The organism is Kitasatospora sp. NPDC001527, assembly GCF_040298605.1.
Taxonomy (GTDB): domain Bacteria; phylum Actinomycetota; class Actinomycetes; order Streptomycetales; family Streptomycetaceae; genus Kitasatospora.
The window spans coordinates 80,469-106,678 of record NZ_JBEPAM010000001.1 but is presented as its reverse complement, the minus strand read 5'-3'; the positions used below and the strand labels follow the sequence as shown (position 1 = coordinate 106,678).

Genomic DNA, 26,210 nt, shown 5'->3' with positions numbered 1-26,210 from the left:
GGGTGAGGCGCCTGTTGACGATCGTGGGGGCCGGGGTGGCCGGGGTGCTGGTGCTCACCGGCTGCTCGGGTCAGGACGACGACGGCGGGGGGAGCGCGGCCTGCCCGCCGGCCTCCTCGCCTTCGGTGACGGCGTCGCCGTCGGTGTCGGTGTCGGTGCCGCCGTCGGTGTCGGTGTCGCCGTCATCGGCGCCGACGGCCACCTCCACGGTGGTGAAGGCGGCGTTCCGCACCACGGTGGCGGACGGCGACGTGGTCGTGCTCGCCAAGTCGGGCGGGGGGTCGAGCGGGTCGAAGGGGTCCTCGGGATCCAAGGGGTCCAAGGGCTCGAAGAGCGGCCGTACGACGCGGCACCACAGCGACACGTACAACTCGGACCGCAACGGCAGCAACGGCAGCAACAGCAGCCGCAGGTGCGACTACCCGCCGCCGACGGTCTCGCCGTCGCCCAGCGCGTCGCTGTCCGGCGCGCCGTCGGCCGGTGCGCCGTCGGGCGGTGCGCCGTCGCCCGCCGTGCCCTCGCCCGCCGTGCCGGCACCGTCCGCGCCGGTCGTCCCGACCAAGCCGACCGTTCCGGCCAAGCCGGCCGTGCCGCCGGTGAAGCCGACCCGCTGATCGGCGGGCCGCCGCCGGTCCGGCGCCGTCAGTCCAGGACCGGGTCCAGCCCGAGGGCCCGGTCCTGCTCCGCCTCCGCCTCGCGGCGCAGCAGGCGGAACCACATGAACACCACGAAGCCGCCGAAGACGAACCACTCCAGCGTGTAGCCGAGGTTCTGGAACGCGCGCAGGGAGAGGCCGTCGCCGCCCTGCGGCTGCACGGTCGGCACGGGGGTGAGGCCGTCCGGCGCGGCGTCGGCGGCGACCCAGCCGTCGTACCAGCCGTCCAGCGCGAGCTTGTTGACGAGGGCGGCCCGGTTGATCGTGCCGAGCTGCCCGTCCGGGAGGCCGCCGGCCACGGCGCCGCCGCTGCCGCTGGTCTCGCCGGCCTGGAGGCGACCGGTCACGGTCACCTCACCGGTCGGCGCGGCCGCCACGGGGCTGCCGGCGGCGGCCCCGCCCGCCGGGGGCGCACCGGCGGCCCAGCCGCGGACGACCGCGGCGGTCCGGCCGTCGGCGGTGCGCAGCGGGGTGAGCACGTAGTAGCCCTGCCTGCCGTCCAGCACGCGGTTGGGGACGAGCAGTTGGTGCTCCTGGTCGAAGCTGCCGGTGATGGTCACGGCACGGCCGACCGTGTCGGTGGTGACCTGCGGGCGATCGGCCGCGAGCAGTTCGTCGAGCGGCCGCGGGGCGCCGCCGTCGGCCACCGCCCGGCTGATCTCCTGGTGCGAGGAGACCCGGTCCTCGAACCGGCCGAGCTGCCAGGAGCCGAGCAAGACGCACACCGCGACGGCCGCCACGGCCAGCGCGGTGCCGCTCAGCCAGCGCGGGGTGAGGAGGAACCGGTACACACCCCCCACGGTAACCACTCTTCACACCCCGCCCGCCCCCAGGGCCCCCGCGCGCCCACCACCGACTCCTCCCGCCCCACGGAATAGGCAGACCGGTCTACCGATTCGGGCCGGGCCGTCGCGGACGCCACTTGGAGTGGGAAGTCGGACCGGCCGACTTCCCACTCCCGGCGCACCCCCCCCCCCGCCGACCCAGCGGACCCAGCCCCGAATATGCAGACCGGTCTGCATAGCCCCCTCCCCCGCACCCAACCACCGGAGTGGAAAGTCGAACCCGCCGACTTCCTACTCCCGCCACGCTCTGGCCCCGCCCTGTCCAGGACTGAATATGTCGACCGGTCTACCTACTAAGCCCACCTTCAGTAGACCGGTCTACATATTCCACCGCCCCGCCCGCCGCCGCCCGCCCCCGCTCCGGAGCAGGAAGTCGGACCCGCCGACTTCCTGTGCGCGAGCACGCCGCGCGGCCCCCGGCCGCAGGTCACCCGGCCGCAGGTCACCCGGCCGAGGACGGGGAGGTGCTGGGGGCGGACGCCGGGGCGTCGGTGGGGAGGAACTGCGGCGTCGTCCGGTAGACCGTGCCCGCACAGGCACCGGGCAGGACGACACTCGCGGCGGCCGGGTTGCCCGGCGCCGGGGTGTACACCACCGTGACGCTCGCCGAGGGCTTGCTCGGGCCCGGCGTCGGGGTGGCCGACGGGCTCGGCGCACCGGTGGGCGCGCCCGTCGTCGTCGTGGTCGGCCGCGGCACCGCCGTCGGCTCCCCGGTGGGCTCGGCTCCCGGGACCGCCCCGGGCACCTCGCCGGTACCGCCCGCCGCCGTCGCCGGGCCACCCGTCTGGGGCCCGCCCGCCGCGCCGCCGCCCGAACCCGCCGAGCCCCCGCCGGAGGTCCCGCCCGTTCCCGAGCCGCTCGCCTCACCATCGGAGCCGGCGCCGGAGCCGGATACGGCACCACCGGTACCGGCACCACCGCCCGCCCCCGGCACCGCGCCCGGACCCGTCCCCGGGCCGCCGCTCGCCGTACCACCGGGACCGGCCGGACCACCGCCCCCCGTCGTACCGCCGCCGGACGTGCCCGGCTGCCCGGTGCCGGCGGACGCGCTGGGCGAGGCCGTCCCGCCGGGGACGGAGCAGCCGGTCGGGTCCGGGATCCAGGCGAAGTCCACCCGGTACCCGGCCCGGGGCGCGAGGACGGCTCCGTCGCTCCCCGCGTCCTTCCCCGTCGCGGGGCCGGACGAGGGTCCGGGTGCGGGCAGGTCGGTCGCCGGATCGCCGGCGGTGTGGAAGGCGATCCGGATCCGTCCGGCGTCCGCCGCCGCGACACCGGTGACGGTGACCGAACCGGGACCGCCCAGCTGGCAGCTGCGCCCGGAGACGTTGGTCACGGTGAAGGAGCCGTAGATCCGCCCCTCGGCGTCCGCGGCACCGATGTGCGCGGTGCCCTGCCCGAGGTCCGAGCGCGTGCACAGCGCCGCCACCGGGGCGTTGGTCCCGCCGGTGGTCGTGGCGGTGGACGGCGCGAAGGTGCCGGGCGCGGGGCGGGTGGTGCTGGGGCCGACGCTCGGCGAGCCGTCGACGGTGCCGGACGGGCTGCCCGGCGCGACCGGCACCCCGGTGACGGCGGCCGCCGGCAGGTCGGGCGAGCCGGTGACGCCCCCGGGAACGGTGCCCGCGACGGTCGCGGAGGCGCTCCCGCTCGCGGTACCGGGCGAACCGGGGCCGCCGGACAGGCCGAGGTGGTCCGCGGTGTGCAGGGCCGGCAGCAGGAAGGTGGCGGCCGCGGCCACGGCGGCGGCCCCCGTCCACGCCCCGCGCCGGACGGCCCGCCGCCGCGGCACCGCGCGCCGGATGTGCTGCAGGCCGCCGGGCGCGGGCCGCACGTCGGCCACGGCCCGCTGCATCAGCTCCCGGACCAGCCGCTCCTCGCGCTCCTGGGGATCCTCCCCCGCACGCGGAGCGCCCTCACCATGCGGAGCACCCCCATCACGCGGAGCGCCCCCGCCACCAGGAGCACCTCCGCCGGCGCCCGTGCGATCGTTCTCAGCCATGCCCGGCCTCCATCTGGACCCGCAGCGCGGCGAGCCCTCGTGAGCCGTACGCCTTCACCGAACCCAGCGAGATGCCCAGCGTCTCCGCCACCTGCGCCTCCGTCATGTCCACGAAGTAGCGCAGCACCAGAACCTCCCGCTGACGGCGTTGCAGACCCCGCAGCGCGACCTTCAACTGGTCGCGCTCCAGCGCATCGTAGGCGCCTTCCTCTGCACTGGCCATGTCAGGCATCGGCTTCTGCAGCAGTCGCAGGCCGAGGATCCTGCGCCGCAGCGTCGAGCGGGACAGGTTGACCACGGTCTGCCGCAGGTAGGCCAGCGTCTTCTCCGGTTCGCGCACCCGCCGCCGGGCGGCGTGCACCCGGATGAAGGCCTCCTGGACGACGTCCTCACAGCTCGACAGGTCGTCGAGGAGCAGGGCTGCCAGCCTCAGCAGGGAGCGGTAGTGCGCCTGATAGGTCTCGGTGAGCAGATCCTCGCTGGTCCCGGCGGCGGTACCGGCGGTACCGGCGCCGGAATCCGCGGCGCCGGGTGCGACTGCCGTCATCTGGTTATCTTCCGGCCTATCCGCAGGCCACTGGACACGCGACGGGAACGTCACCGCGGCTGCCGCCGAGATGCCCGCCCCTGCCCCCACCATCACGTTCGCCACGCCCGTTGGACACTCGATCCCCTGTCATGGTTGCCCAGCCCGGCGGATATTCTCCCGCATCGGCCGAAGGCCCCTCCAGAGGATTCGGCGAGGATTCCTCGCGCAGTCGGCGAACATCCCGCGCAGAGCCGGGCCACCGCCCTCACACCTCGCGCGAAACAGCTCCCCCGGGCCCCGCCCCCACCCTGCGACGCGCCCCGGAAGCGCGAGGCAGCGCACCCCGGAAGGCCCGAGGCAAAGCGCCCCGGGACGGGCCCGGGCACCGGCTCTAGAACACGCCCTCCGCAGCCACCAGCTCCGCGATCCGAAGCGCGTTCAGCGCCGCGCCGCGGCGCAGGTTGTCCCCGCAGAGGAAGAGGTCCAGCGCGTTCGGGTCGTCCAGCGCCCGCCGCACCCGCCCGGCCCACACCGGGTCCGTCCCGACCGCGTCGTTCGGTGTGGGGAACTCCCCCGCCGCCGGGTCGTCGTACAGCAGCACCCCGGGGGCCTCCGCCAGCAGCTCCCGGGCATGCTCCTGGGTGACCTCGCGCTCGAACACCGCGTGCACGGCGAGCGCGTGGGTGCGCACCACCGGGATCCGCACGCAGGTGGCGGAGACCTTCAGCCGGGGCAGGCCGAGGATCTTGCGGGACTCGTCGCGCACCGTGCGCTCCTCGGACGACCAGCCGCCGTCCGTCAGCACGCCGGTCCAGGGCACCGCGTTGAGCGCGAGCGGGGCGGCGAACGGTCCGTGGTCGGCGATCACCGCGCGCAGGTCGCCGGTCTGCTCGCCGACGTCGGTGCCGGCCACCTGGGCGAGCTGCGTGCGCAGCGCGTCCGCGCCGGCCCGGCCGAGCCCGGAGGCGGCCTGGTAGGAGGCGACGACCAGCGATTCCAGCCCGTACTCGGCGTGCAGCGCGCCGATCGCCGCGAGCATGGTCAGCGTGGTGGAGTCGGGGCTGGCCACGATGCCGCGCGAGCGCATCCGGGCGGCCGCCGCGTTGACCTCGGGCACCACCAGCGGAACGGCGTCGTCCAGGCGGAACGCGCCGGAGTTGTCGACCACCACGACGCCCTTGGCGGCCGCGATCGGCGCCCAGCGGGCGGCGATCTCCTCGGGAACGTCGAACAGCGCGACGTCGATCCCGTCGAAGACCTCTTCCGTGAGCGGGAGCACCTCGACTGGCTCCCCGCGCACGACCGCCTTGCGGCCGGCCGAGCGCGGGGAGGCGACGAGACGGATCTCGCCCCAGATGTCCTGGCGGAGGGAGAGCAGGCCGAGGAGCACCTCGCCGACCGCGCCGGTGGCGCCGACGACGGCGAGGTTCGGCCGCCGGGTCATCGCCCGGTGCCTCCGTAGACGACGGCCTCGTCCGTCTCGCTGTCCAGCCCGAAGGCGGTGTGGACGGCCTGGACGGCCGCGTTGACATCCTCGGCGCGGGTGACCACCGAGATGCGGATCTCCGAGGTGGAGATCAGCTCGATGTTGACGCCGGCCGCGGAGAGCGCCTCGAAGAACGTCGCGGTGACGCCCGGGTTGGAGCGCATGCCCGCGCCGACCAGCGAGATCTTGCCGATCGCGTCGTCGTAGCGGAGCGACTCGTAGCCGATGCCGTCCCTGACCCGGTCGAGCGCGTCGATGGCCTTCTGGCCCTCGGTCTTCGGCAGGGTGAAGGAGATGTCCGTCAGGCCGGTCGAGGCCGCCGAGACGTTCTGCACGACCATGTCGATGTTGATCTCGGCGTCCGCGATGGCACGGAAGATGCGCGCCGCCTCGCCCGGCTTGTCGGGCACGCCGACGACCGTGACCTTCGCCTCGGACGTGTCATGGGCGACTCCGGAGATGATGGCCTGCTCCATCTCGCCCCCTTCGGGCTGGTTCGGGTTGTCGTTGCTGACGATCGTCCCGGGGAGGCCCGAGAAGGACGAGCGTACGTGAATCGGGATGTTGTAGCGGCGCGCGTACTCCACACAGCGGTCGAGCAGCACCTTGGAACCGGACGAGGCCAGCTCCAGCATGTCCTCGTAGGCGATCCAGTCGATCTTTCGGGCCTTCTTCACCACGCGCGGATCGGCGGTGAAGACGCCGTCCACGTCGGTGTAGATCTCGCAGACCTCCGCCTTGAGGGCGGCGGCGAGGGCGACCGCGGTGGTGTCCGAGCCGCCGCGGCCGAGCGTGGTGATGTCCTTGCTCGACTGCGAGACACCCTGGAAGCCGGCCACGATCGCGATGTTGCCCTCGTCCAGGGCGGTGCGGATGCGGCCGGGCGTCACGTCGATGATGCGCGCCTTGTTGTGGACGGAGTCGGTGATGACACCGGCCTGGCTGCCTGTGAACGACTGCGCCTCGTGGCCCAGGGATTTGATCGCCATGGCCAGCAGCGCCATGGAGATGCGCTCTCCAGCGGTCAGCAGCATGTCGAACTCGCGGCCGGCGGGGAGAGGTGACACCTGCTCCGCGAGTTCGATGAGCTCGTCCGTCGTGTCGCCCATCGCGGACACCACGACGACGACCTCATGGCCGGCCTTCTTGGCATCAACGATTCGACGGGCCACGCGCTTGATGCCCTCGGCATCCGCAACGGATGAGCCGCCGTACTTCTGCACGACAAGGCCCACGTGCGCTCCTCGACTTGTGTCGTCTTCGGGGGCGATCGGCCCCCGCACCCCCGGGTGGCGGGGGTTGTGCGGTCGGCGCCAGTCTACCGAGCGGGGGTCCTACGACCTCCGCTTTCCATATGATGAGACACACGTTTCAGCAGGTGAGCGGGGGTGCGGGCGGTCCCACCGGCAGGTCTGCTGGCGGACCCCCGCCGTTCCGAAGAATCGGCGGACGAACGGATGACAGCCCCGGGGTTTTCCGCTCCGCGCGCGCGGGTGAGGCTTCCGTCACAGTCCGCCGCCCGCCACCGCGCGGGGTCCGGACTCCGCCCGCCCACCATCGCGGAGGGGGGGCACCGGCCGCCGCTCCGGACTACCGGCCCAGGCCCAGCTCCGCCGCCATCAGGTCGCCGGCCTGCTGCTCCAGCTGCTCGTCGGTGAGCCCGTCGTTGTCGGTGTCAGCGCCGTCCGGCGCCGCCCCGATCGGGCTGTCCAGCCGAACGTGCGCGATCAGCGACTGCAGCGCCCGCAGGACGGCCGTGCAGGTGGTGCCCCAGTTCGACAGGTACGAGAACTGCCACCACCAGAGCGCCTCGCTGACCCGGCCCTCGCGGTAGTGGGTGAGCCCGTGCTGCAGCTCGCCCACCACCCCGGCCAGGTCGTCCGAGATCCGGAAGGCGTTCGGCTTCTCCGGCGGCCCGTACGGGTCGAAGACCTCGTGGTAGACGTCGATCGGCGCGAGCAGCTCGGCCAGGCGCTCGCGCAGTTGCTCGCCGTCCGGCTCCGGTCCGGCGTCGGGCTCGAAGCGGTCCTCGGGGACGACGTCCTCGATCGCGCCCAGCCGGCCGCCGGCCAGCAGCAGCTGCGAGACCTCCAGCAGGAGGAGCGAGACGGCGCTGCCGGGCTCGTCACCCTTGGCGACCTCGGTCACCGAGAGCACGAAGCTCTCCACCGAGTCCGCGATCTGCACCGCGAAGTCGTCCGGCTCCGAGCCGTGCCCGTGGGTGTGCGGGGCGTGCCCGGCGTCCTGGGCGGTGCGCCGGTCCTGCTCCGGTCCGGCCTGGTGGGGCGTGTGGGGCTGCTGGTTGGTCGTCCGGTCAGACATCGAGCAGTCGTCTCCCTTCGAAGGCGCGGCCGAGCGTGACCTCGTCCGCGTACTCCAGATCCCCGCCGACGGGCAGGCCGCTCGCCAGGCGGGTCACCTTCAGGCCCATCGGCTTGCAGAGCCGGGCCAGGTAGGTGGCGGTCGCCTCCCCCTCCAGATTGGGGTCGGTGGCCAGGATCAGCTCGGTGACCGTGCCGTCGGCGAGCCGCGCCAGCAGCTCCCGGATCCGCAGGTCGTCCGGGCCGACGCCCTCGATCGGGCTGATCGCGCCGCCCAGCACGTGGTAGCGGCCGCGGAACTCCCGGGTGCGCTCGATGGCGACGACGTCCTTGGGCTCCTCGACGACGCAGATGACCGCGAGGTCACGGCGCGGGTCGAGACAGACCCGGCACTGCTCGGCCTCCGCGACGTTGCCGCAGACGGCGCAGAACCGGACCTTGTCCTTGACCTCCAGCAGCGCGTGCGCCAGCCGGCGGACGTCGACGGGGTCGGCCTGCAGGACGTGGAAGGCGATCCGCTGCGCGCTCTTGGGCCCGACGCCGGGCAGCCTGCCCAGTTCGTCGATCAGGTCCTGAACCACGCCCTCGTACAACGTCGCGCCTTCCCTCGGGTTGGACCGGTGGCACCCGCACGGGGGTGCTCCGGTGCCATCATCCAACGAATCGGACGCCGGGCACACCGCCCGACGCCCGACTCCCGCATAAATCACACAGGTCCATCGGTTGAACTCCGGACCGTCACGGCCCGGCGTCCCCCGGACCGTTCCGCCGTTCTCAGAACGGCAGGCCCGGGATCCCGCCGCCGAGGCCCTGGGTCAGCGGGCCCATCCGCTCGGCCTGCATCTTCTGCGCGGTCTGGTTGGCGTCCCGGACGGCCGCCAGCACCAGGTCCGCCAGCGTCTCGGTGTCCTCCGGGTCCACGGCGGCCGGGGCGATGGTCAGCGCCACCAGTTCCCCGGCACCGGTCACCGTCGCCTCGACGAGGCCGCCGCCCGCCGAACCGGTCACCTTCGCCTCGGCCAGCTCCTGCTGCGCCTGGGCGAGGTCCTGCTGCATCTTCTGCGCCTGCTTGAGCAGCGCCTGCATGTTGGGCTGGCCACCACCGGGAAACACGGCTCACTCCTTGCGTTCGTCCTGCGCCTGCTACGTCCTCTGGTACGTCCTCGACGAGCCTACGTGCCGGTCAGTTCCCACCGTGCCGGATCTCCTCCAGCACCGTGGCGCCCAGCTCGCGGATGATCAGCTCCTGACCGGAGAACGCGTCCTCGTTGAGGTCGGGGTCGTCCTCCTCCGGGATGTCGTCCTCCGGAGCCACGGCCCGCACGGGATGCGCCGGGGCCGCCGGGGGCGGAGCCTGGACGGGCGGGGGCACCGGTGCGACCGGCGCCGCCTGCGGCTGCGGCTGCGGTGCGGGCACGGCCGCGGGCGCCGGAGCGGGGGGCTGCACTGGGGGCGCGGATGCCGCCGGGCGCGCCGGTGGGGCACCCCAGCCGCCCCCGCCACCGCCACCGCCGTAGCCGCCCGCGCTGCCGCCACCGGACCCGCCACCGGCACCGGCACCGGCACCGCCGGACGGGTCCACGATGCACTCGATCCGCCAGTCCACGCCGAGCGCGTCGGCCAGCGCGGAGCGCAGCACGTCGTCGCTGTTGCTGCTGACGAAGCTGTCGCGGGCGCCCGCGTTGATGAACGAGACCTGGAGCACGCTGCCGTCGAACCCGGCCACCTGGCCGTTCTGGCTGAGCAGGATCCAGGTGAACCGGCGCCGGTTCTTCACCGCCTCCAGGATCTGGGGCCACAGCTGCCGCACCTGCGCCGCGCCCTGCTGCGCCGCCGCCGACGGCTGCCCGCCGGGCGCCGCGGCCGGAACGGGCGCGGGGGCGGGTGCGGGGGCAGGGACGGGCGAGGGCGCCGCGACGGGGACCGGCGCCGCCGGGGCGGGCGCGGCCTCGACCGGCTCGCCGGCGGGCGGGAAGCTCCGCTTGATCGGCCAGGCCCCGGGCGCCGGCCCGGCCGGCTGCGCGGGCGCGGGCGCCGGGTGCACGGGAGCCGCCGGCTGCGGCACCTGCTGCTGCACCTGCGGTGCCACCTGCGCCACCGGAGCGGCCGGCATCACCGGCGGAGCCGCTGCCGGAGCGACCGCCGCCATCCCACCAGCAATTCCACCGGCCAGCCCGCCCGCCGCGGCCCTGCGCTCCAGCTTGTCCAGCCGCGCCTGCAGCGACAGCTCGTCGCTGTACGCGCCCGGAAGCATCACCCGGGCGCAGATCAGCTCCAGCTGCAGCCGGGGCGCCGCGTTGCCGCGCATCTCCGTCAGCCCGGTGTTGACGATGTCCGCCGCCCGGCTCAGCTCGGCCGCCCCGAAGGCGTCCGCCTGCGCCTGCATCACCGCGACCCGGTCCGCCGGGGCGTCGATCAGGCCCTTCTCCCCCGCGTCCGGCACTGTGGCGAGGATCACCAGGTCGCGCAGCCGCTCCAGCAGGTCCGTGACGAACCGCCGCGGGTCGTGCCCGCCCTCGACCACCCGGTCGATCACCTGGAACACCGTCGCCCCGTCGTGCGCGGCGAACGCGTCAACCACCTCGTCCAGCAGCGCCGAGTCCGTGTACCCGAGCAGCGCGGTGGCCATCTGGTAGGTGACGCCGCCCTCGCCCGCACCGGCCAGCAGCTGGTCCATCACCGACATCGAGTCACGCACCGAGCCGGCACCGGCCCGCACCACCAGCGGGAACACCGTGTCCTCGACCTGGATCCCCTCCCGGCCGCAGACCTCCGCCAGGTAGTCGCGCAGCGTTCCGGGCGGCACCAGCCGGAACGGGTAGTGGTGCGTCCGGGACCGGATCGTCCCGATCACCTTCTCCGGCTCGGTGGTCGCGAAGATGAACTTGAGGTGCTCCGGCGGCTCCTCCACCACCTTCAGCAGCGCGTTGAAGCCGGCCGAGGTCACCATGTGCGCCTCGTCCAGGATGAAGATCTTGTACCGGCTGTGCACCGGCGCGAAGAACGCCCGCTCCCGCAGCTCGCGCGCGTCGTCCACACCACCGTGCGAGGCCGCGTCGATCTCGATCACGTCGATCGACCCGGGCCCGCCCGTGGCGAGGTCCCGGCAGGACTGGCACTCGCCGCACGGCGTCGGCGTCGGCCCCTGCTCGCAGTTCAGACAGCGGGCCAGGATGCGCGCGCTCGTCGTCTTGCCGCAGCCGCGCGGGCCGCTGAACAGGTACGCGTGGTTGACCCTGTTGTTGCGCAGGGCCTGCTGGAGCGGAGCGGTCACGTGCTCCTGCCCGATGACCTCCGCGAAGGTCTCGGGGCGGTAGCGGCGGTACAGGGCTAGGGACACACCACCGACGATATCGGGACGGACCGACAAACGCGTCGTCCCTCGACCCCAAGCCCCGATCCCCTGCCCCGGGAACGCAAAGACCCCTCGCGCACCCGCCAGAGCCCTCCTACCCTTGCTGCCTTCCGGCCCTGGGGGGGTTCAGAGAGATAACGCCACACGAGGGGCTGCCCCCCACAGTACCGGATCCCGACCCCACCCCTCCACCACCACCCCCACCCCCGCATCCGCAGGCCACCCCCTCCGCCCACCTGCGACATACGTGGTCGCGACCACCCCGAAACATGTACTAAGCTCTCCCTCGGAGGATTCGCCTAGAGGCCTAGGGCGCACGCTTGGAAAGCGTGTTGGGGGCAACCCCTCACGAGTTCGAATCTCGTATCCTCCGCCTCGCCCATCTGGGCAAACGTTGGCCCCGACCGCTTCTGCGGTCGGGGCCAACGTCGTTCCTGGTCTCAGTTGCGATTCTGGGCCCCGCCCCGCCTGCCGGGCGTCCACTCGGGACTCCGAGCCGAGCCCACCAGCAGCAACAGAGCCAGCTGGTGCCGTGCGAATCGGCATCCATGGTGACCGCCCTGTCGCGAGCCACCTCGGCCCGGCCGCCTCCTTCGCACACCGAGCCGCAAAAGCCCGACATGACATGCGGGGGGCTTGGCACAATGCGCAGCGGTCCAACAACGTGCTTGGCCAGTTCAGCAAAGGGGGGAACGGTCATGGACGAGCTGGGTGACGGTCAGCGGATCCTGGCCCAAACCGCAGCGCCCTTCTCTGCGCGGTGCGCCGGCTCGACTTCCACAGACCGACGACGGCTATGTCACAGAGACCAACTGGCACGACTACTTCTGGGCTGCCCGCCGCGCGAGCGGCCCAGGTTCTCTCCTCCAGCACCACCTCCGCCATGCGGGCGGCGAGGCTCCGCCACGGTGTCTCGTCCTGGTGTTCTCCTGGCCCAGCCCCCTTTGACGCGAGGGCCGGCGGCGGGTCGGTGCGGGCGCCGGCCGCGTGCTGGTGGGCGCGCACGACGGTGGAGTCGACCGAGATGTCCCAGTCGATGTCGCCGGCCGCGTCCGCTTCCGCCTGGACCTGCTGGAGCAGGCGCTCCCAGGTCCCGTCGGCTGACCACAGCCGGTGGCGTTCGTAGACCGTCTTCCATGCTCCGAACCGCTCGGGAAGGTCGCGCCACTGCACGCCGGTCCGCACCCGGTGCGGTATCCCGTCGATCACCTGCCGATGGTCCCGCCACCGGCCACAACGCGTCACATGATCGGGCGGGCAAGTCCTAGTTGAGCATGTTGGCCGCCTGGACCTGCTGGAGGTGGATGAGGACGTCGTGGGTCTGGGTGAGGCGGATCTGGGGGGCGTCGGCGATGCCGGGGTAGGTGGCGCCGATGTTCTTGATGGTGTGGGGTTCGGCGAGCCAGGCGCGGGCGGGGGCTGGGGTGTTGCGCAGGTCGACGACGTAGTCGCGGTGGCGGACCTTGTCGAGGGTGTGTTCGGCGGTGCCGGGGGCGGCGGGTGCGGCGGTGAAGCGCTGCGGGGCGCCGTCGTGGTTGAAGGCGTTGAACGTGCCCTGGTTGAAGGTGAGGCCCACGCTCAGGTAGCCGGTGCCCAGTTGCTCGCGCAGGAACTCGCCCTGGACGTGGGGGTGGCTGGCGGGGGCGTAGGTCTTGAGGGCGGTGTGGCTGTTGTGGGCGGAGATCATGATCTTGCTGCCGGTGCGCTGCTGCCACCAGGCGATGTTGTCCGCCATGACGCGGTCGCGGTAGCGCATGGCGCCGGGGACGTCCCGGGGGTCGTCCCAGTCGAAGGCGTAGAGGGTGGTCATCTGGTGGATCGCGCCGGCGTGCTGCACGGCCCAGGCATGGGCGTCGGGGTCGGCACCGGGGTGCTGCTTGAGCAGGTCCACCGCACGGCCGGTCCGCTCGGCGATCGCCTCGCGCTCGGCGAGCGGCTTCGCGAGGTAGTCGTTGACGTAGGTCTCGGCGTTGATGGTGGGCCGCAGTCCTTGGTACAGCTCGGTGATCTGCGCGGCGAGTTCGGGGCTGGACGCGGCCGCGAACGTGTTCACCGTGTCGTACAGCTGCGGGCCGGCGAAGCCGTTGTCGTCGCCGACGAAGCGGACGGGGTCACCGGGGTGCTGGATGTTGTAGGAGCGCGCCCACTGGAGCAGGTCGCGGTACTCGGCGTTGTTCCACCACCGGTAGGTGCCCTGGAACTCCTCGTCCATGATCTGCTTCAGATCGCCCTCGCCCCGGGTGAGGTAGGCGTCGATCCGCAGTCCGCTGCTCCAGGCGGCTTCGAGGGCGAAGGTGCGGAAACCCTTCTCCTCGACCAGGTACCGCAGCATCCGGTGCTTGAGGGTGACGAACTCGTGCGAGCTGTGGGTGGCCTCGCCCACGCCCACCACGGTGGCGCCGCCGACCATCGTGCCGAACGGGCGCAGATCGGCGACGTTGCCGCGGGGTTCGGTGGTGCGCAGTGGGTGTGCCACCCGGTCGAGGGCGGCTTCGGGGGAGCGGAACGCGACGGCGTCGGGTGAGGCCGACGCCGCGGACGCGGCGGTCGGAGCGGCGGCGGAGGCGGCCGGAGCGACAGCCAGGGTGGCACCGAGCGGGACAAGCAGAGCGGCGAGCAGGAGCTTGCGTGTGATCATGGCCCCAACCCTCGCCGCCCGGGAGTTCCTCGCACCATCCGCTGCACCCCCCGATCGGCCCGGGGGTTTGCCTCACCCGCCGACGGGCGGGGTGGTAGGATCCCGCTCCTGGTCGTGAACGGGCCTCAAGCAGGTCGCTTGGCTGGAGTCGAGCGGCTACCGGCGACTGGTGGGCCCCCGTCGGCCGCCGTACCCGGCCGGCTTCTCCCTGAAGTCACCCGTAGCTCCGCAATCGCCTGTCTCCGAGAGGTACCGCGGTTTGGGGAACGGCGGCAGAGTCGGCCCTGGCGCACAGCCCGGAGGCCGGGTGCTACTGCGCTCGCGCTGGGGCGCTGGCCTCACGGCGGCCTTCCCCGGGATCGAGCAGGAGGCTCGGGACCAGTGCCAGCGGGAACGGGGCTGGACTGCGAGCCGGTGGTGGGAGAAGAGGGATGGGCGGTGTTCGAGCGGCTCCGGGACCGCGCGGCCGTACGCGGCGCAGAAGGGCCCTTGGTGCAGCAGCCTGCAAGGGCGGCCCGGCCGATAGGCCTTCATCCGCCAGTGGTGCGTCGAGACGCCGATACAGCGTGTCTGGTCGGTCGTCAGCTCTTCGCTTCGGTGGCCGCCTCATGGACCGGCAGGGCCGTCCTCGGCCGCCACGGTCGGACGGTGGGCGCGGCCCGTGGTCGGGCCGAGCGCGTTCAAGAGGACCGGGTTCGCTGCTGTCGCCGCCGGCGGACTGGGCCCGGCTGCCAACCTGCCGCGTCTCCTTCTTTGCCCCGCACCAGCCTGCGTCAGAAGGCTCTTTGCGGGTCGTGCAGCGGTCGGCGGCCGCTTCGCCACCACGTTCGCGGCGAAGCGGACGCCGACCGCGACCGCCGGCAGCCGTGGACGGTCCGGCTTCGCGTACCCGTCCTCGCCAAGCGCCGGACCTCCCACCTGCGGTTTCCCGCCGCCGGGGAATGGGGGGATAACCCCACCTCCGTTCCGCCGGTGGCCTGCATGGTCCGCGCGGTCCGTGCTTCCTAGGTTTGAGGACGTTGACAACGAGCGCCGCAGAACCGAAGGAAGACCCCTGCATGGCACGCCACCGAGACCACAGGACCGACGGGCCCGGAACGGCCCCGTTCACCGCAGCCCCGTTCACCGCGCACCCGTACGGCTCGGCCCCGCGCCTCGGGGCCCCGGCCGCGGAGCCCGCGATCGAACTGCGGGGTGTGCGCCGGGTTTACGGAAGCGGCGCGGCGACGGTGCACGCGCTGCGCGGGATCGACCTGGCGCTCGCCCGCGGCAGCTTCACCGCCGTCATGGGCCCTTCCGGCTCCGGCAAGTCCACCTTCCTGCAGTGCGCGGCGGGCCTGGACCGCCCGGACGAGGGACAGGTCCGGCTCGGCGGCGAGGACATCACCACCCTGGGCGAGGACCGGCTCACCAAGCTGCGCCGCTCCCGCATCGGCTTCGTCTTCCAGTCCTTCAACCTGCTGCCCTCGCTGAGCGTCGAGCAGAACGTGCTGCTCCCGCAGCGCCTCGCCGGGAAGCGCCAGGACCGGGCCAGGGCGCGGGAACTGCTCACGCGGGTGGGCCTGGGCGAGCACGCGTCGCGCCGCCCGGGACAGCTGTCCGGCGGCCAGCAGCAGCGGGTGGCGATCGCCCGCGCGCTGATCACTCACCCGGACGTGGTGTTCGCCGACGAGCCGACCGGCGCGCTGGACACCACCACCGCGCACGAGGTACTGGGCCTGCTGCGGCAGGCCGTGGACTCGCTCGGCGCGACCGTGGTCATGGTGACCCACGACCCGGTGGCCGCCTCCTTCGCCGACCGGGTGCTGTTCCTGGCCGGCGGAGCGATCGCGGACGACCTGCCGTACCCGACCCCGCAGACCGTCGCGGACCGGATGATCGCGCTGACCGCCCACCCGGTGGGAGCGGCGGCATGACGAACGGACTCGCCCGCGCCTCGGTGCGCTTCCGGCCCGGGTCCTTCGTGGGAACCCTGGTCGCCCTGCTGCTGGGCGCCGCCGTGGTGGTGGCCTGCGGGACGCTGCTGCAGACCGGCCTGACCGCGAGCCTGAAGCCCGAACGGTACGCTGCCGCCCCCGTGGTGGTCACAGCCGACCAGGCGGTCAAGATCGAGCGCAAGACCGGTGGGGAGACCGAGACCCAGGAGCAGGCCACCCCGGAACGGGCCCGCACTGACGCCGCGTTGGTCGGCCGGCTGACCGCCCTGCCCGCGGTCGCGGCGGCCCGCCCCGACACGGCCTTCCCGCTGCCCGCTGGGGAGAGGACACCGGCCATGACCGGCCGGGGCTTCGCCGCACTCGGGATCGCCGGACCCGGCGACAAGCTGGTCGAGGGCCGCGCACCCGGCGCGAACGAGATAGTGCTGGACACCGACACGGCGCGTGCCGCCCATCTCGCACCCGGCGCGAGCCTCGCGCTCACCGCGCCCGGCGGCACCGCGCACTACCGGATCTCCGGTCTGGCCGCCGCCCAGCGGAGCGGCCCCACCGCCTGGTTCGCCGACACCACCGCCGACCGCCTTTCCGGCCATCCCGGCCGCATCGACGCCATCGCCGTGCAACCCCGCGAAGGCGTTCCCACCACCGAACTGGCGGCCCAGGTCCGCCGGGCCCTCGGCGGCGACGCCAGGACCTTCACCGGGGACGACCGGGGCACCGTCGAACGCCCCGCCCTCAGCAGTGCCCGCAGCATGCTGACGGCCCTCGGCGGCACCTTCGGCGGCTACGCCACCATGACCGCCGTGTTCGTGGTGATGAGCACCATCGCCCTCGCCACGGGCCAGCGCGCCCGCGAATTCGCGCTGCTGCGCGCCATCGGCGCCACCCCACGCCAGATCCGCCGCACCATCGCCACCGAGGCGATGCTGGTAGCGCCCCTCGCCGCCGCGCTCGGCATCCTGCCCGGACTGGCCCTCGCCCGCTGGTGGTTCGGCCAGCTGGCCGACCGCGGCGCCGTACCCGCGGACGTCCGTCTCGACATCGGCCCGCTGCCGATGCTCGCCGCCGTGCTCCTGTGCACCCTCGCCGCGCTGACCGCCGGCTTCCTGGCCGCCCGCCGCCCCTCCCGGATGCGGGCCGCCCAGGCACTCGGCGACGCCGCCGTCGAAGCACCCCGCCCCGGCAAGGTGCGCACCGTCCTCGGCGTGCTCTTCGCCGCCGGCGGCTGCACGGCCGCCGTCGTCGCCAACGCCCTGGACGGCGAGAAGGCCGCCCAGACCGCGCTCGGTGTGGTCATGTGCTTCATGGTGACCGTCGCCCTGCTCGGTCCCCGGCTCGCCGCCGCAGCCGCCGCGCTGCTCGGCGCCCCGCTGCGGGCCGGCGGCGCGCCCGGCTCGCTCGCCGCCGACAACGCCCGCGCCAACGCCCGCAGACTGGCCTCCGCGATCACCCCCATCGTTCTGGTCACCGCCTTCTGCGGCACCCTGCTGATCCTCCAGAGCACCGTGCGCCACACCACCGGCGAGAACGTCAAGGCCGGCGTCACCGCCGACCACGTGATCACCACCACCGGCCCCGGCCTGCCCGCCGCAACCGCGGAGACGGCCGCCCGGGTGCCCGGTGTGGACACCGCCATCGGCCTGCTGCGCACCGGTGTGGTCTACGAGAGCGGCGACATGCTGAGCTCCGCCCCCGCCCTCGGCGTGGGCGGCGACCCGGCCCGGCTGCCGAAGGTGCTCGACCTCGACGTGCGCACAGGTGCCCTCGCCGACCTCGGCCGCGCCCCTGACACGATCGCGCTGAGCACAACCCTGTCCGGCGCACTCGGCGCGAAGGTCGGCGACCGGGTGCCGCTGTGGCTCGGCGACGGCACCGCGGTCCGGCCCGCGGTGGTCGCGGTGTACGAGCGAGGGCTGGGCGTCGGCCAGGCGCTGCTGCCCCGGGCCGCGGTCGCCTCGCACGTCACCGCCGCCTACGACAGCCAGGTGCTGGTCGCCGCCGCGCCGGGCGCCGACCGCCCGGCCCTGGCCGCCAGTCTGGGCGCGCTGCCCGGGACGGCCGTGACCGACCGGGCCGGGTTCGTCGCCCAGGCCGACAAGGACCTGGAACTCAGCGGCTGGGCCAACACCGTGATGGCGGCCGTGCTCGGCGGGTTCGCCGCCGTCAGCGCCGCCAACACCCTGGTCATGACGGTGATCGACCGGCGCCGCGAGGTCGCGCTGCTCCGGCTGGCCGGCACCACCCGGCGCCAGGTACGCCACATGATGCGCTGGGAGGCGCTGCTGGTGGCCGTGACCGGGCTCGCGGTCGGCGCGTCGATCGCCGGGCTCACGCTGGTACCCGTCACCCGGGGCGTGGCCGGCTCCGCCCCCCACGTGCCGCCGATGCTCGCCCTGCCACTGGCCGTCGGTACCGTGCTGCTCTGCCTCGGCTCGACGGGCCTGCCGGTGCGCGCACTGCTACGGACCCGGCCGGCAACGTTGGGAACGGCACGCCAGTAGCAGGGTGCGGAAGTCGCCGGAGGGGCCTACCCGGGGGAACCCCGGGTAGGCCCCTCCGATGTCCGCGTTCACCTGCCGGACCCGCCGCATGATCACCTCCTCCCGGCTATCCGAGAGACGCACCCCGGCGTCCCGCCACCGCCATCTCAGCGGGCGCCTCCGGCTCCCCGCCCCATGCCCGGACCAACGAGCACGGCGGGTGATAGTCACATGATCGACCGGACAAGTCCTAACCATGCAGCGCTGTCCTCGTCGGCTGCTCATCCTGGTGGGATCCGCCGCCGGCGCCCTGAGCGGTGTGCTGGCGCTGCATCGGTAGGCGAGCAATCAACGCAGGCTGAACAACAGCTCTGGTCTCAGTTTTGGTCTCATTCACCCCCGTCCAACCGGGTCCAGCCACCGTCCAGCGGTTCGTTCTGCCGCAGGTCAAGACGGGTGCGAACCCCGGCAGACGCCGTTCGGGAGAATTGGAAAGCGTGTTGGGGGCAACCCCTCACGAGTTCGAATCTCGTATCCTCCGCCGGCAGAAGGCCCGGACCGCATCGCGGTCCGGGCCTTCGTCGTTCACAGTCTCATCCGCAGTCTCAACGGCCAACTCTCATGCCTTGGAGCGGAGGAGGCGCCACTGGCAGTGGCGCCCCACCGGCCCGAGCGTCGTGGATGATCGGCGCCGCAGCACCTACAGGCCGCGGTACACGTCGCGGCGGTTTCCGGCAGCCATTACCCACACGATCAGCTGGCCGTCCTCAATCGTGTACACGACGCGGTAGTCGCCGACCCTGAGACGCCACCGCGAGCTGTGCCCCTGAAGAGCCTTGATGTCGAAGGCCGCTGTGTCGCCCACGTCCAAGCCCTTCTGGAGTTCGCTCAGGCGATGGAGGATCCGCAGAGCGTCGGGGCGCGGGATCTTGAGCATGTCCCGTTGCGCGTGCGGGGTGAACCGCGTCACGTAGCCCATGGAGATCAGGCGTGGTGGGCACGGAGCAGGGCGGCCATCTCTTCGAGCGAGACCGAACCTTCGGCGCCTTCGGATTCCGCCTCGTCGGCCAACTGGTTCAGCCAGGACTCCTCGGCCTGCTCAGCCAGCCGGCTCAGACGCCGGTACTCAAGGATGTCGATCACGACGGCTTCCTGCTTGCCGCGCCGAGTAATGATCGTCGGGGTCTCGTCCCGACGGGCCCGGTCGAGGACGTCCGCCAAGTGACTGCGAACCTCGGCCATGGATGCGATCACCGGTTCACTCATGTCACAAATGTAGCAGATGTACATGTACCCTCGAAGCTTCTACCCACCCGCCTCCGAGCTCCGCCCTTCGGAGCCCGGTTCGACACGTGGCACCCACTGCTTCGGTTGCAGTTCTGGTTGCATTCGCCTCCGTTCAGCGTCGTCCTCAGCTCAGCGGCTGGACCACTCCGCCCCAGGTCAGAACACCTACGTTCACTCCCGAACGGCCGGACGAACATTTGGAAAGCGTGTTGGGGGCAACCCCTCACGAGTTCGAATCTCGTATCCTCCGCCTCTGCCAGCCATGGCAGCACGAAGGCCCCGACCGCCCAGCGGTCGGGGCCTTCGTCGTCTCATTCTGTGCCCGGCCGGTTCCTTGGGCCTTGGCGCGGCTCACCGGGCCGGGGGAGGTCGCTTCTCTCCGTGGCTGCCGCCGGACCGTTTCAGCCGCCGCCCCCGTCGCCGGGCGAAGCTCCGGTGACGGCCCGCATCTCGCGGCCGGTGATCTCCTGCAGCGGCAGGCCGTCGCAGTTGCCGAGGACGACGCCGACCCAGCCGGTGTGCGGGTAGATGTTCCAATTGGCGCTGACACCGGGGTTGCCACCGCCGCGGCCGAACACCCACTGGCCGTTGACGATACGGACCGGCATGTCGTAGGCCCCGAACGACGAGCCGCTGTGGGGGATCTTGGCCCCGGTGAGCAACTCGGCCCAGGGCCGGTGGAGCACCGTGCCGTCGCCCAGCGCGTGCGCGAACCGGACCAGATCCGGCGCGGTGGCGAAGCCGCCGTCCCCGGGGGCGTCGATGAAGGCGCGGCCCGGGTTCTTGCCGAGTACGTCCGGGGACGGGCTGCCCTTGTCCAGATGGCGGACCGCGTCCACCTGGCTTCCGTCGGCCAGCGTCATGTACGGGTGCGCGATGTGCTCGTCGGTGAGCCACTCCTGCCTGGTGCGGAACGCCGAGCCGGTCATGCCGCAGCGCCCGAAGATGTTCTCCTGCACGTAGTCCCAGTACGTCTTGCCGCTCACGGCCTCCACGATCGACGCGGGGATGCCGACATCGGCGCCGGAGTGGCTGATGCGAGTGCCGGGGGCAGCCACCAGCGTGGACTGCCGGACCCACCGCTCGTAGTACTCGTGCACCTCCTCCCGGCTCTGGAAGATGCGTTGCACGTCCTCATCCGGGGTGCTCAGCCCCGAGGTTCCGGAGAGCAGGTGGTGGATGGTCACCTGCTCGGCGATGTCCTTGGCGTAGCCCTTCAGGTGGGTGCCCACCGTGTCCGACAGGCTCAGCTTGCCCTGCTGTGCCAGCTGCAGGACGGCCGCCGCGCCGAACGGCTTGCCCGCCGAGCTGAGGCTGAACGCGATGCCTTCGTGATTGCGGATCCCCTTCTCCCTGTCGGCCATGCCGTAGCTGCGGGACAGCACCGTCCGGCCCCGGTGCGACAGCAGCACCACGCCGGAGAACCTCCCCTCGGCGGCCAGCTTCGCCACGTACTGGTCGTAGGCTCCGCCGGGACGGGTGGCCGGCGGGATCTCGGAGTCGGCTGAGGCCTGGTCGGCGTGGCCGGGCCGGGCGCCCGCCGGCGGCGCGCCGGCCGCCACCGCGCCGCCAGCCGCCACCGCGCCGGCGGCCGCCAGCCCTCCCCACCCGAGCAGTCGCCGCCGATTGATACCACCTACGGAATCCGGGTCCATGGTCACGGCCCTTTCCTGATCGACACATCGACCGGTGGAGGTCTGCCGGCGGCCACTGTCGGCAACCGGTCACCCACCCATGCGGTCCTCGTACCTCCACTGAAGACGGAGGACCGTTGCGGTGGCGTATGCGACTTTCCATACGCCCGCGATACGCCGATTCCCCGGCATCAGGAGCCGGAGCAGGCCGCCAGTGCGCTGGTCCTGCCGCTCCGCCGGTGATCGCGACAGCCCGGTTGCGGCAGGTGCCGAACGACTCGCCGGTGAACAACCGCGGCGGCGGCACGCGCATCCACCGGAAGGTCTAGGAGCTGCTCGGGGACGATGCCTGCGGCGTGCCGGGAAGTCGAATCGTGACGAGGAGGCCGCCGGTGGGGCGGGGTTCGAGGTCGATGGTCCCGTCGTGTGCTCGGACGATGCTGTGCACGATGGCCAGCCCGAGGCCGACCCCGACGTGTTCGTCGCTGCGCGTGCGTTCTGTTCCGCGTCGGAAGGGTTCGGTGAGGGTCGGTACCAGTTCCGGCAGGAGCGGAGGGCCGGTGTTCTCGACCCGCAGCACGCTCGCGTCGTGCTGCGATTCGGTGTGGACCGCTACCGTGCCGCCGGAGGGGAGGTTGTGGACGACGGCGTTCTGGACGAGGTTGGTCACCATCCGCAGAATGAGCGCCGCGGAGCCGTGGGTCTGCGCCTTCTCGCCGGTGACGTCGAGCGTGATCCGGCGCTTCTCGGCGAGGGGAAGCAGCGTTTCGGTGGCTTCTTCGGCGACGAGGGACAGGTCGACGGGCTCGCGGGTGAAGCTCTTGCGGTCGGCGCGGCTGAGCAGCAGGAGAGCCTCGGTGAGGTCGATCGCCCGCGTGTTGACGGTGTGGAGGCGCTCGATGAGTTCGCCCTGGTCCCGCGTGGGGTCGTTGCGGGCGAGGTCGAGGAGCGTCTTCGAGATCGCCAGCGGGGTGCGCAGTTCGTGGGAGGCGTTCGCGGCGAAGCGTTGCTGCTCGGTGACGTGGGATTCGAGTTGTTCCAGCATGAGGTCGAACACGTCGGCGAGTTCGCGGAATTCGTCCCGGGGACCTCGCATGCGGACCCGGTGGGACAGTGATCCGTTCGCGGCCGTCCGTGCCGCGGCCGCGATCCGTGTGAGTGGTGCGAGCATCCGGCCGGCGAGGATCCATCCTCCCAGGAGGCCGAACGCCAGCAGGAAGGCCAGTGCCATGGCCGCGGCGGGGGCGAACCTGCGCACGAGGAGGTAGCGGTTGGGTGCGACGCCGAGAAGGCCCCGGGGGCTGTCGGGTACGTAGCGCAGCAGGAACACCCACACCACGGCCAGCAGGAGAGTGCCGGCGATGAGGAGGAATCCGGCGTAGCTGATGGTGAGTTTCAGGCGGGCGCTGAGCCCTGGGCGCCTGTTCACGAGTGCTGCGGGGGGTGAGGGGTGTCCGTGCCGGTGTCGATTCGGTAGCCGACGCCGGGCACCGTGGCGACGAGCCATGGTTCGCCGAGTCGTTTGCGCAGGCCGGAGACGGTGATGCGGACGGCGTTGGTGAAGGGGTCGGCGTTGGCGTCCCAGGCCCGCTCCAGGAGTTCTTCGGCGCTGACGACACCGCCTTCGGCGGCGACGAGGACTTCGAGCACGGCGAACTGTTTCCGTGTGAGCGCGACGTAGCCTCCGTCGCGGAAGACCTGCCGGCGGAAGGGGTCCAGCCGCAGGCCCGCGATCTCGCTGACCGGGGGTCGGGCGTGCGCGCGTCTGCGGTCCAGCGCCCGCAGCCGCATGACGAGTTCCCGGAGCTCGAACGGTTTGGTGAGGTAGTCATCGGCGCCGAGCGCGAACCCGGACGCCTTGTCGTCGATCCGGTCGGCAGCGGTGAGCATGAGGATCGGGATGCCGCTGCCGGAGGCGACGATTCGTCGGGCGATCTCGTCGCCGGAGGGACCGGGGACGTCGCGGTCCAGGACGGCGAGGTCGTAGGAGTTGACGCCGAGCAGTTCCAGAGCGGAGTCGCCGTCGCCGGCGATGTCGGCGGCGATCGCTTCCAGCCGGAGACCGTCCCGGACGGCTTCGGCCAGGTAGGGCTCGTCCTCCACGATCAACACGCGCATCCCTGGAGCCTAAGCAGCACGGCATATCGCCGGCATATGCTTCTTCACCCGGCGCGGGCTCAGCCCCGCCGTCGCCCGCCGGCCTGTCCCGCACCCCGGCCGTGGCTGGTTTCATCCCGGCGGCGAAGGCCTGGGGCTCCGACAGGACGCCCGGCGTCATAGCGCCGGTGGTCAGCGCGGTTTCGGCGGACAGGACCCGTCACCGGCCGAAGGCCTTGCCGTGTCCGTCCACGCATGAGTCAACTCCCCGGGAACTGCCGGATCTTCGTCCGGGTCGCCCGGGCCCGGCGAGCCGGGCCCGGGGGGTGGCGTGCCTCAGCCGCACAGGGCCCTGTCCACGGCGTCCTTCACGTGCTGCGCGGCCGCCTCGTCCGTCGGGATGGTGGTGACCGCGACGTTGGCGGCGCGGCCGTCGTCGGTGACACCGCCCCGGGTCTCGTACCCCGCGATGTCGCCGCCGTGGCCCCAGTAGACGCCGCCGCACGACAGCGGCCTGCTCGTGAGCCCCAGCCCGTAGCGGAGGCCCGAGGTCCCGGCGGGGACGGTCGTGCGCATCTCGGCGAGCTGGTCCGCCGGGAGGAGGTGACCGGCGAGGAGCGCGGTGAAGAAGCGGTTGAGGTCGGAGTTGGTGGAGATCAACTGGCCTGCGGCCCAGCCTGCGGAGGGATCCATCTCCGTGAAGTCGCGCAGCGGTCCGTCCGCCGGGTTGCGGTGGTAGCCCTGGGGGTGCGGCTCCCGGATGGTCATCTCGCCGGGGGCGGGGAAGTAGGTGTGGCGCAGCCCGATGCGCTTGATGATGCGCCGGTCCATCTCCTCGGCGAGGGGGCGGCCGGTGACCTTCTGGACTATCAGGCCGGCCAGGACGTAGTTGGTGTTGCTGTACCCCCAGGTCGTCCCCGGCTCCGCGTCGGCCTTGTACCGGAGGGCGATGTCGAGCAGCTCGCGGGGCTCGAAGTACCGGTTCCTGATCTCGTCGTCGTCGACGTGGATGCCGTACTCGGGGAGTCCGCTGGTGTGCTGGAGGAGCTGGCGGACGGTGATGCGGCGCCCGTCGATCCCCTCGCCGCGGACGAGGCCGGGCAGGTAGGTGTCGACGGTGGCGTCGAGGCCGATCTTCCCTTCGCCGACCAGTTGCAGGACCACGACCGCCGTGAACGCCTTGGTGTTGCTGCCGATCCGTACCTGGCCGTCCCTGGGCACCTTCGAGCCGGTGGTCAGGTCGCCGACTCCTGCGGTGTAGGTGCGGGTGCGGCCGTTCCGGTCCTGGACGCTCGCCAGCGCGGCGGGCATCCCGTCGTCGCGCACCAGCGTGTTCAGGGCCTGCTGGACGGCGTCCGGCCTGGCGGCGGCGGCAGCAGTGGAGGCGGCCGCGGAACGGGAGGCGGCCGCGGAACCGAAGGCGGAGGCGGCGGGCGGGGCGAGGGCGCCCAGCGTCATGACGCCGATGGCCACCCCGGCGGCGGCCGACACGGCTCGCCGCCGCCTGCCGCCCTGCTGCCGGGTCGAGGAACGAGAGCCCTGCCGGATCTGAGCACGCATCAGTCAACTCCTGGGAATCGTTTGGTCTGGGCACGATCCTGGCTTCCGGGGCCCGCTGACCGCATCGCGGGAAGGCGGGAGAAGTCGCTCCCCCGATCGGGGGAGGCTGCCGGTGGGCCACCCGGCGATACTGGCGACCATGATCAGGGGAATCCGGCCGCTGCTGCGCGGCTCCACGTATTCGGGCGTGCTGTTCGCCTATTGCGGCGCGCTGGCGAGCCTTCCGCTGCTGCCTCTCGCCCTGTTGCCGGCGCTGTCGTGGCGCTCCGCTCCGGAGAGCGTGCAGATCGTCCTGGTCCTGCTGATCTGGGCGGTGCTGGTCGGCGTGGTCGGACTGGCGCGCCCCGTACGGCGCGCGCTGGTGGTGTCCGCCCGCCGGCTGCTGCGGGTGCCGCTGCCGAACCCGGTGGCCGGTCGCCGGACCTCTGGCGCACTCGGCCTCGACCGCTGGCGGACCCCGGTCTGGCTGGTGCTGCACGTGGCCGTCGGGTGGACGGGAGCGCTGGCGAGCGCGGTGCTGTTCATCATGGGCCTCTCCCTGCCCGGGAACTGGCTCGGCGGCGAGGCGCGGGCGAGTCTGTTCGGCACGTCGGTCCGGGTGTCGGGCGGGTGGAGCTGGGTGATGGCGGCCGTGTGCATCCTGCTGGCGGTGGCCGTCTGCGTACTGGTGACGAAGGCCCTGCGGTGGTCGGCGCCGCGGCTGCTGGGCCCGTCGGCGGCCGAGCGGCTCGCGCTGGCGGCCGAGCGGGAGCTGCTGCTGGCCGAACGCAACCGGATCGCTCACGAGTTGCACGACTCGATCGGGCACACGCTGACGGCGGCCACCATCCAGGCGGCGGTGGCGGGCGAGATGCTCTCCGCCGACCCGGTGGCGGCGCGGGCCGCCATGCGCAGCATCGAGGAGTCGGCCCGGGCCGCGCTGGAGGACCTGGACTACGTGCTCGGAGTGCTGCGCGAGGAGCAGTCGGGAACGGCGCCGGCCCGGACCCTGGCCGACCTCCCCGAGCTGTTGGACCGGCTGCGGCACGCGGGGGCGACGGTGGAACCGGTCCTGTCGGGCGAGCTGGCGCAGGTGCAGGGGACGCTCTCCCGGGCGGCGTACCGGATCCTCCAGGAGGGGCTGACGAACGCGCTGCGCCACGGGGCGGGCGGCCCGATCGAAGTCCGGGTGGCGGCCGGGCCGGACGGACTGGATCTCACGGTGGTCAACCGGACCGGGGCACGGACGGGGCCGGGCGCCTTCCCGACCTCCGGCCACGGTCTGCCCGGACTGGCCGAGCGCGTCCGGCTGCTGCACGGTGAGTTCCAGGCCGGCCCGGACGGGACGCAGCACTGGCGGCTGGCCGTCCGGCTGCCGGTACGGGTCTCGGCGTGAGTGGATCCGACGCGG

Annotated in this window: 21 protein-coding genes, 1 tRNA gene, 1 other RNA gene and 1 pseudogene; 4 read left to right on the top strand and 20 right to left on the bottom strand. The window is 72.8% G+C overall.

The annotated features are described in order from the left end of the window. Positions 1-70: 70 nt before the first annotated feature. The 12 genes from ABT238_RS00495 to ffs all read right to left on the bottom strand — a co-directional run bounded on the left by ABT238_RS00495 (position 71) and on the right by ffs (position 11,344). Complete coding sequence (locus ABT238_RS00495) at positions 71-322, bottom strand: hypothetical protein (RefSeq protein ID WP_350755008.1); 252 nt, start codon at positions 320-322, stop codon at positions 71-73. A 96-nt stretch (positions 323-418) separates the two neighbouring features. Continuing rightward, positions 419-562 carry a hypothetical protein gene (locus ABT238_RS00490; RefSeq protein ID WP_350755006.1) on the bottom strand — a complete coding sequence of 48 codons (144 nt, stop codon included), beginning with the start codon at positions 560-562 and terminating at the stop codon, positions 419-421. Between the two features lie 80 nt (positions 563-642). Continuing rightward, positions 643-1,446, bottom strand: coding sequence for an SURF1 family protein (locus ABT238_RS00485; RefSeq protein ID WP_350558736.1), 804 nt, complete (start codon positions 1,444-1,446; stop codon positions 643-645). A gap of 496 nt (positions 1,447-1,942) precedes the next feature. Continuing rightward, positions 1,943-3,496, bottom strand: a complete 1,554-nt coding sequence (locus ABT238_RS00480) for a hypothetical protein (RefSeq protein ID WP_350755004.1) — start codon at positions 3,494-3,496, stop codon at positions 1,943-1,945. Then, entirely contained in the window at positions 3,489-4,043 is a 555-nt protein-coding gene (locus tag ABT238_RS00475; RefSeq protein WP_344345760.1) for a SigE family RNA polymerase sigma factor, read from the bottom strand. Before ABT238_RS00475 ends, ABT238_RS00480 begins: the two co-directional genes overlap by 8 nt. A gap of 373 nt (positions 4,044-4,416) precedes the next feature. Then, a complete protein-coding gene (locus tag ABT238_RS00470) occupies positions 4,417-5,469 on the bottom strand; it encodes an aspartate-semialdehyde dehydrogenase (protein WP_350558742.1) in 1,053 nt (350 codons plus the stop codon). Then, positions 5,466-6,746 (bottom strand): aspartate kinase, encoded by a 1,281-nt coding sequence (locus ABT238_RS00465; protein WP_350558745.1) that lies wholly within the window; start codon positions 6,744-6,746, stop codon positions 5,466-5,468. Before ABT238_RS00465 ends, ABT238_RS00470 begins: the two co-directional genes overlap by 4 nt. Positions 6,747-7,101: 355 nt before the next feature. Next, a complete protein-coding gene (locus ABT238_RS00460) occupies positions 7,102-7,833 on the bottom strand; it encodes a DUF5063 domain-containing protein (RefSeq protein WP_350558748.1) in 732 nt (243 codons plus the stop codon). Next, on the bottom strand, positions 7,826-8,425 hold the full coding sequence (gene recR, locus ABT238_RS00455; protein WP_030392621.1) for a recombination mediator RecR: 600 nt from the start codon (positions 8,423-8,425) through the stop codon (positions 7,826-7,828). The genes ABT238_RS00460 and recR overlap by 8 nt, the downstream gene beginning before the upstream one ends. 181 nt (positions 8,426-8,606) lie before the next feature. Then, positions 8,607-8,945 (bottom strand): YbaB/EbfC family nucleoid-associated protein, encoded by a 339-nt coding sequence (locus ABT238_RS00450; RefSeq protein ID WP_350558752.1) that lies wholly within the window; start codon positions 8,943-8,945, stop codon positions 8,607-8,609. A gap of 70 nt (positions 8,946-9,015) precedes the next feature. Further along, a complete protein-coding gene (locus ABT238_RS00445) occupies positions 9,016-11,172 on the bottom strand; it encodes a DNA polymerase III subunit gamma and tau (RefSeq protein WP_350755001.1) in 2,157 nt (718 codons plus the stop codon). A gap of 75 nt (positions 11,173-11,247) precedes the next feature. Then, an RNA gene (ffs, locus tag ABT238_RS00440) (signal recognition particle sRNA small type) lies at positions 11,248-11,344 on the bottom strand. 131 nt (positions 11,345-11,475) lie between these two features. Between ffs and ABT238_RS00435 the strand changes: the two genes are divergently transcribed. Then, positions 11,476-11,560: transfer RNA gene (locus tag ABT238_RS00435), tRNA-Ser, on the top strand. Between the two features lie 512 nt (positions 11,561-12,072). Here ABT238_RS00435 and ABT238_RS00430 read toward each other — a convergent pair. Both ABT238_RS00430 and ABT238_RS00425 read right to left on the bottom strand, forming a co-directional pair. Next, positions 12,073-12,432 (bottom strand): annotated as a pseudogene (locus tag ABT238_RS00430) (transposase); the annotation flags it as partial. Between the two features lie 19 nt (positions 12,433-12,451). Then, positions 12,452-13,825 (bottom strand): erythromycin esterase family protein, encoded by a 1,374-nt coding sequence (locus ABT238_RS00425; protein WP_350754999.1) that lies wholly within the window; start codon positions 13,823-13,825, stop codon positions 12,452-12,454. A 1,058-nt stretch (positions 13,826-14,883) separates the two neighbouring features. Here ABT238_RS00425 and ABT238_RS00420 point away from each other — a divergent pair. Next, the gene (locus ABT238_RS00420) at positions 14,884-15,741 is read left to right on the top strand and encodes an ABC transporter ATP-binding protein (RefSeq protein ID WP_350754997.1); all 858 of its coding nucleotides are present in this window, start codon (positions 14,884-14,886) and stop codon (positions 15,739-15,741) included. Beyond that, the gene (locus ABT238_RS00415) at positions 15,738-18,263 is read left to right on the top strand and encodes an ABC transporter permease (RefSeq protein WP_350754995.1); all 2,526 of its coding nucleotides are present in this window, start codon (positions 15,738-15,740) and stop codon (positions 18,261-18,263) included. The genes ABT238_RS00420 and ABT238_RS00415 overlap by 4 nt, the downstream gene beginning before the upstream one ends. 679 nt (positions 18,264-18,942) lie before the next feature. On the opposite strand, the gene ABT238_RS00410 is transcribed toward ABT238_RS00415, so the two are convergent. The 6 genes from ABT238_RS00410 to ABT238_RS00385 all read right to left on the bottom strand — a co-directional run bounded on the left by ABT238_RS00410 (position 18,943) and on the right by ABT238_RS00385 (position 24,820). Further along, positions 18,943-19,221, bottom strand: a complete 279-nt coding sequence (locus tag ABT238_RS00410; protein WP_350754993.1) for a type II toxin-antitoxin system RelE family toxin — start codon at positions 19,219-19,221, stop codon at positions 18,943-18,945. Positions 19,222-19,226: 5 nt separating this feature from the next. Further along, entirely contained in the window at positions 19,227-19,508 is a 282-nt protein-coding gene (locus tag ABT238_RS00405; protein WP_350754991.1) for a type II toxin-antitoxin system Phd/YefM family antitoxin, read from the bottom strand. Between the two features lie 422 nt (positions 19,509-19,930). After that, a complete protein-coding gene (locus ABT238_RS00400; protein WP_350755222.1) occupies positions 19,931-21,184 on the bottom strand; it encodes a serine hydrolase domain-containing protein in 1,254 nt (417 codons plus the stop codon). Positions 21,185-21,488: 304 nt separating this feature from the next. Continuing rightward, complete coding sequence (locus ABT238_RS00395) at positions 21,489-22,592, bottom strand: sensor histidine kinase (RefSeq protein ID WP_350754989.1); 1,104 nt, start codon at positions 22,590-22,592, stop codon at positions 21,489-21,491. Continuing rightward, on the bottom strand, positions 22,589-23,281 hold the full coding sequence (locus ABT238_RS00390) for a response regulator transcription factor (RefSeq protein WP_350754987.1): 693 nt from the start codon (positions 23,279-23,281) through the stop codon (positions 22,589-22,591). Before ABT238_RS00390 ends, ABT238_RS00395 begins: the two co-directional genes overlap by 4 nt. Before the next feature lie 315 nt (positions 23,282-23,596). Further along, complete coding sequence (locus ABT238_RS00385) at positions 23,597-24,820, bottom strand: serine hydrolase domain-containing protein (protein WP_350754985.1); 1,224 nt, start codon at positions 24,818-24,820, stop codon at positions 23,597-23,599. Between the two features lie 139 nt (positions 24,821-24,959). On the opposite strand from ABT238_RS00385, the gene ABT238_RS00380 reads away from it, so the two are divergent. Further along, the gene (locus ABT238_RS00380) at positions 24,960-26,195 is read left to right on the top strand and encodes a sensor histidine kinase (protein ID WP_350754983.1); all 1,236 of its coding nucleotides are present in this window, start codon (positions 24,960-24,962) and stop codon (positions 26,193-26,195) included. The last annotated feature ends 15 nt before the right edge of the window (positions 26,196-26,210 follow it).

What these genes read in the sequence shown, in the direction of transcription:
- ABT238_RS00480 (WP_350755004.1), bottom strand. Translation starts at nt 3,496, where the DNA reads ATGGCTGAGAACGATCGCACGGGCGCCGGCGGAGGTGCTCCTGGTGGC.
- ABT238_RS00475 (WP_344345760.1), bottom strand. Translation starts at nt 4,043, where the DNA reads ATGACGGCAGTCGCACCCGGCGCCGCGGATTCCGGCGCCGGTACCGCC.
- ABT238_RS00470 (WP_350558742.1), bottom strand. Translation starts at nt 5,469, where the DNA reads ATGACCCGGCGGCCGAACCTCGCCGTCGTCGGCGCCACCGGCGCGGTC.
- ABT238_RS00460 (WP_350558748.1), bottom strand. Translation starts at nt 7,833, where the DNA reads ATGTCTGACCGGACGACCAACCAGCAGCCCCACACGCCCCACCAGGCC.
- ABT238_RS00425 (WP_350754999.1), bottom strand. Translation starts at nt 13,825, where the DNA reads ATGATCACACGCAAGCTCCTGCTCGCCGCTCTGCTTGTCCCGCTCGGT.
- ABT238_RS00420 (WP_350754997.1), top strand. Translation starts at nt 14,884, where the DNA reads ATGGCACGCCACCGAGACCACAGGACCGACGGGCCCGGAACGGCCCCG.
- ABT238_RS00415 (WP_350754995.1), top strand. Translation starts at nt 15,738, where the DNA reads ATGACGAACGGACTCGCCCGCGCCTCGGTGCGCTTCCGGCCCGGGTCC.
- ABT238_RS00410 (WP_350754993.1), bottom strand. Translation starts at nt 19,221, where the DNA reads ATGGGCTACGTGACGCGGTTCACCCCGCACGCGCAACGGGACATGCTC.
- ABT238_RS00405 (WP_350754991.1), bottom strand. Translation starts at nt 19,508, where the DNA reads ATGAGTGAACCGGTGATCGCATCCATGGCCGAGGTTCGCAGTCACTTG.
- ABT238_RS00400 (WP_350755222.1), bottom strand. Translation starts at nt 21,184, where the DNA reads ATGGACCCGGATTCCGTAGGTGGTATCAATCGGCGGCGACTGCTCGGG.
- ABT238_RS00390 (WP_350754987.1), bottom strand. Translation starts at nt 23,281, where the DNA reads ATGCGCGTGTTGATCGTGGAGGACGAGCCCTACCTGGCCGAAGCCGTC.
- ABT238_RS00385 (WP_350754985.1), bottom strand. Translation starts at nt 24,820, where the DNA reads ATGCGTGCTCAGATCCGGCAGGGCTCTCGTTCCTCGACCCGGCAGCAG.
- ABT238_RS00380 (WP_350754983.1), top strand. Translation starts at nt 24,960, where the DNA reads ATGATCAGGGGAATCCGGCCGCTGCTGCGCGGCTCCACGTATTCGGGC.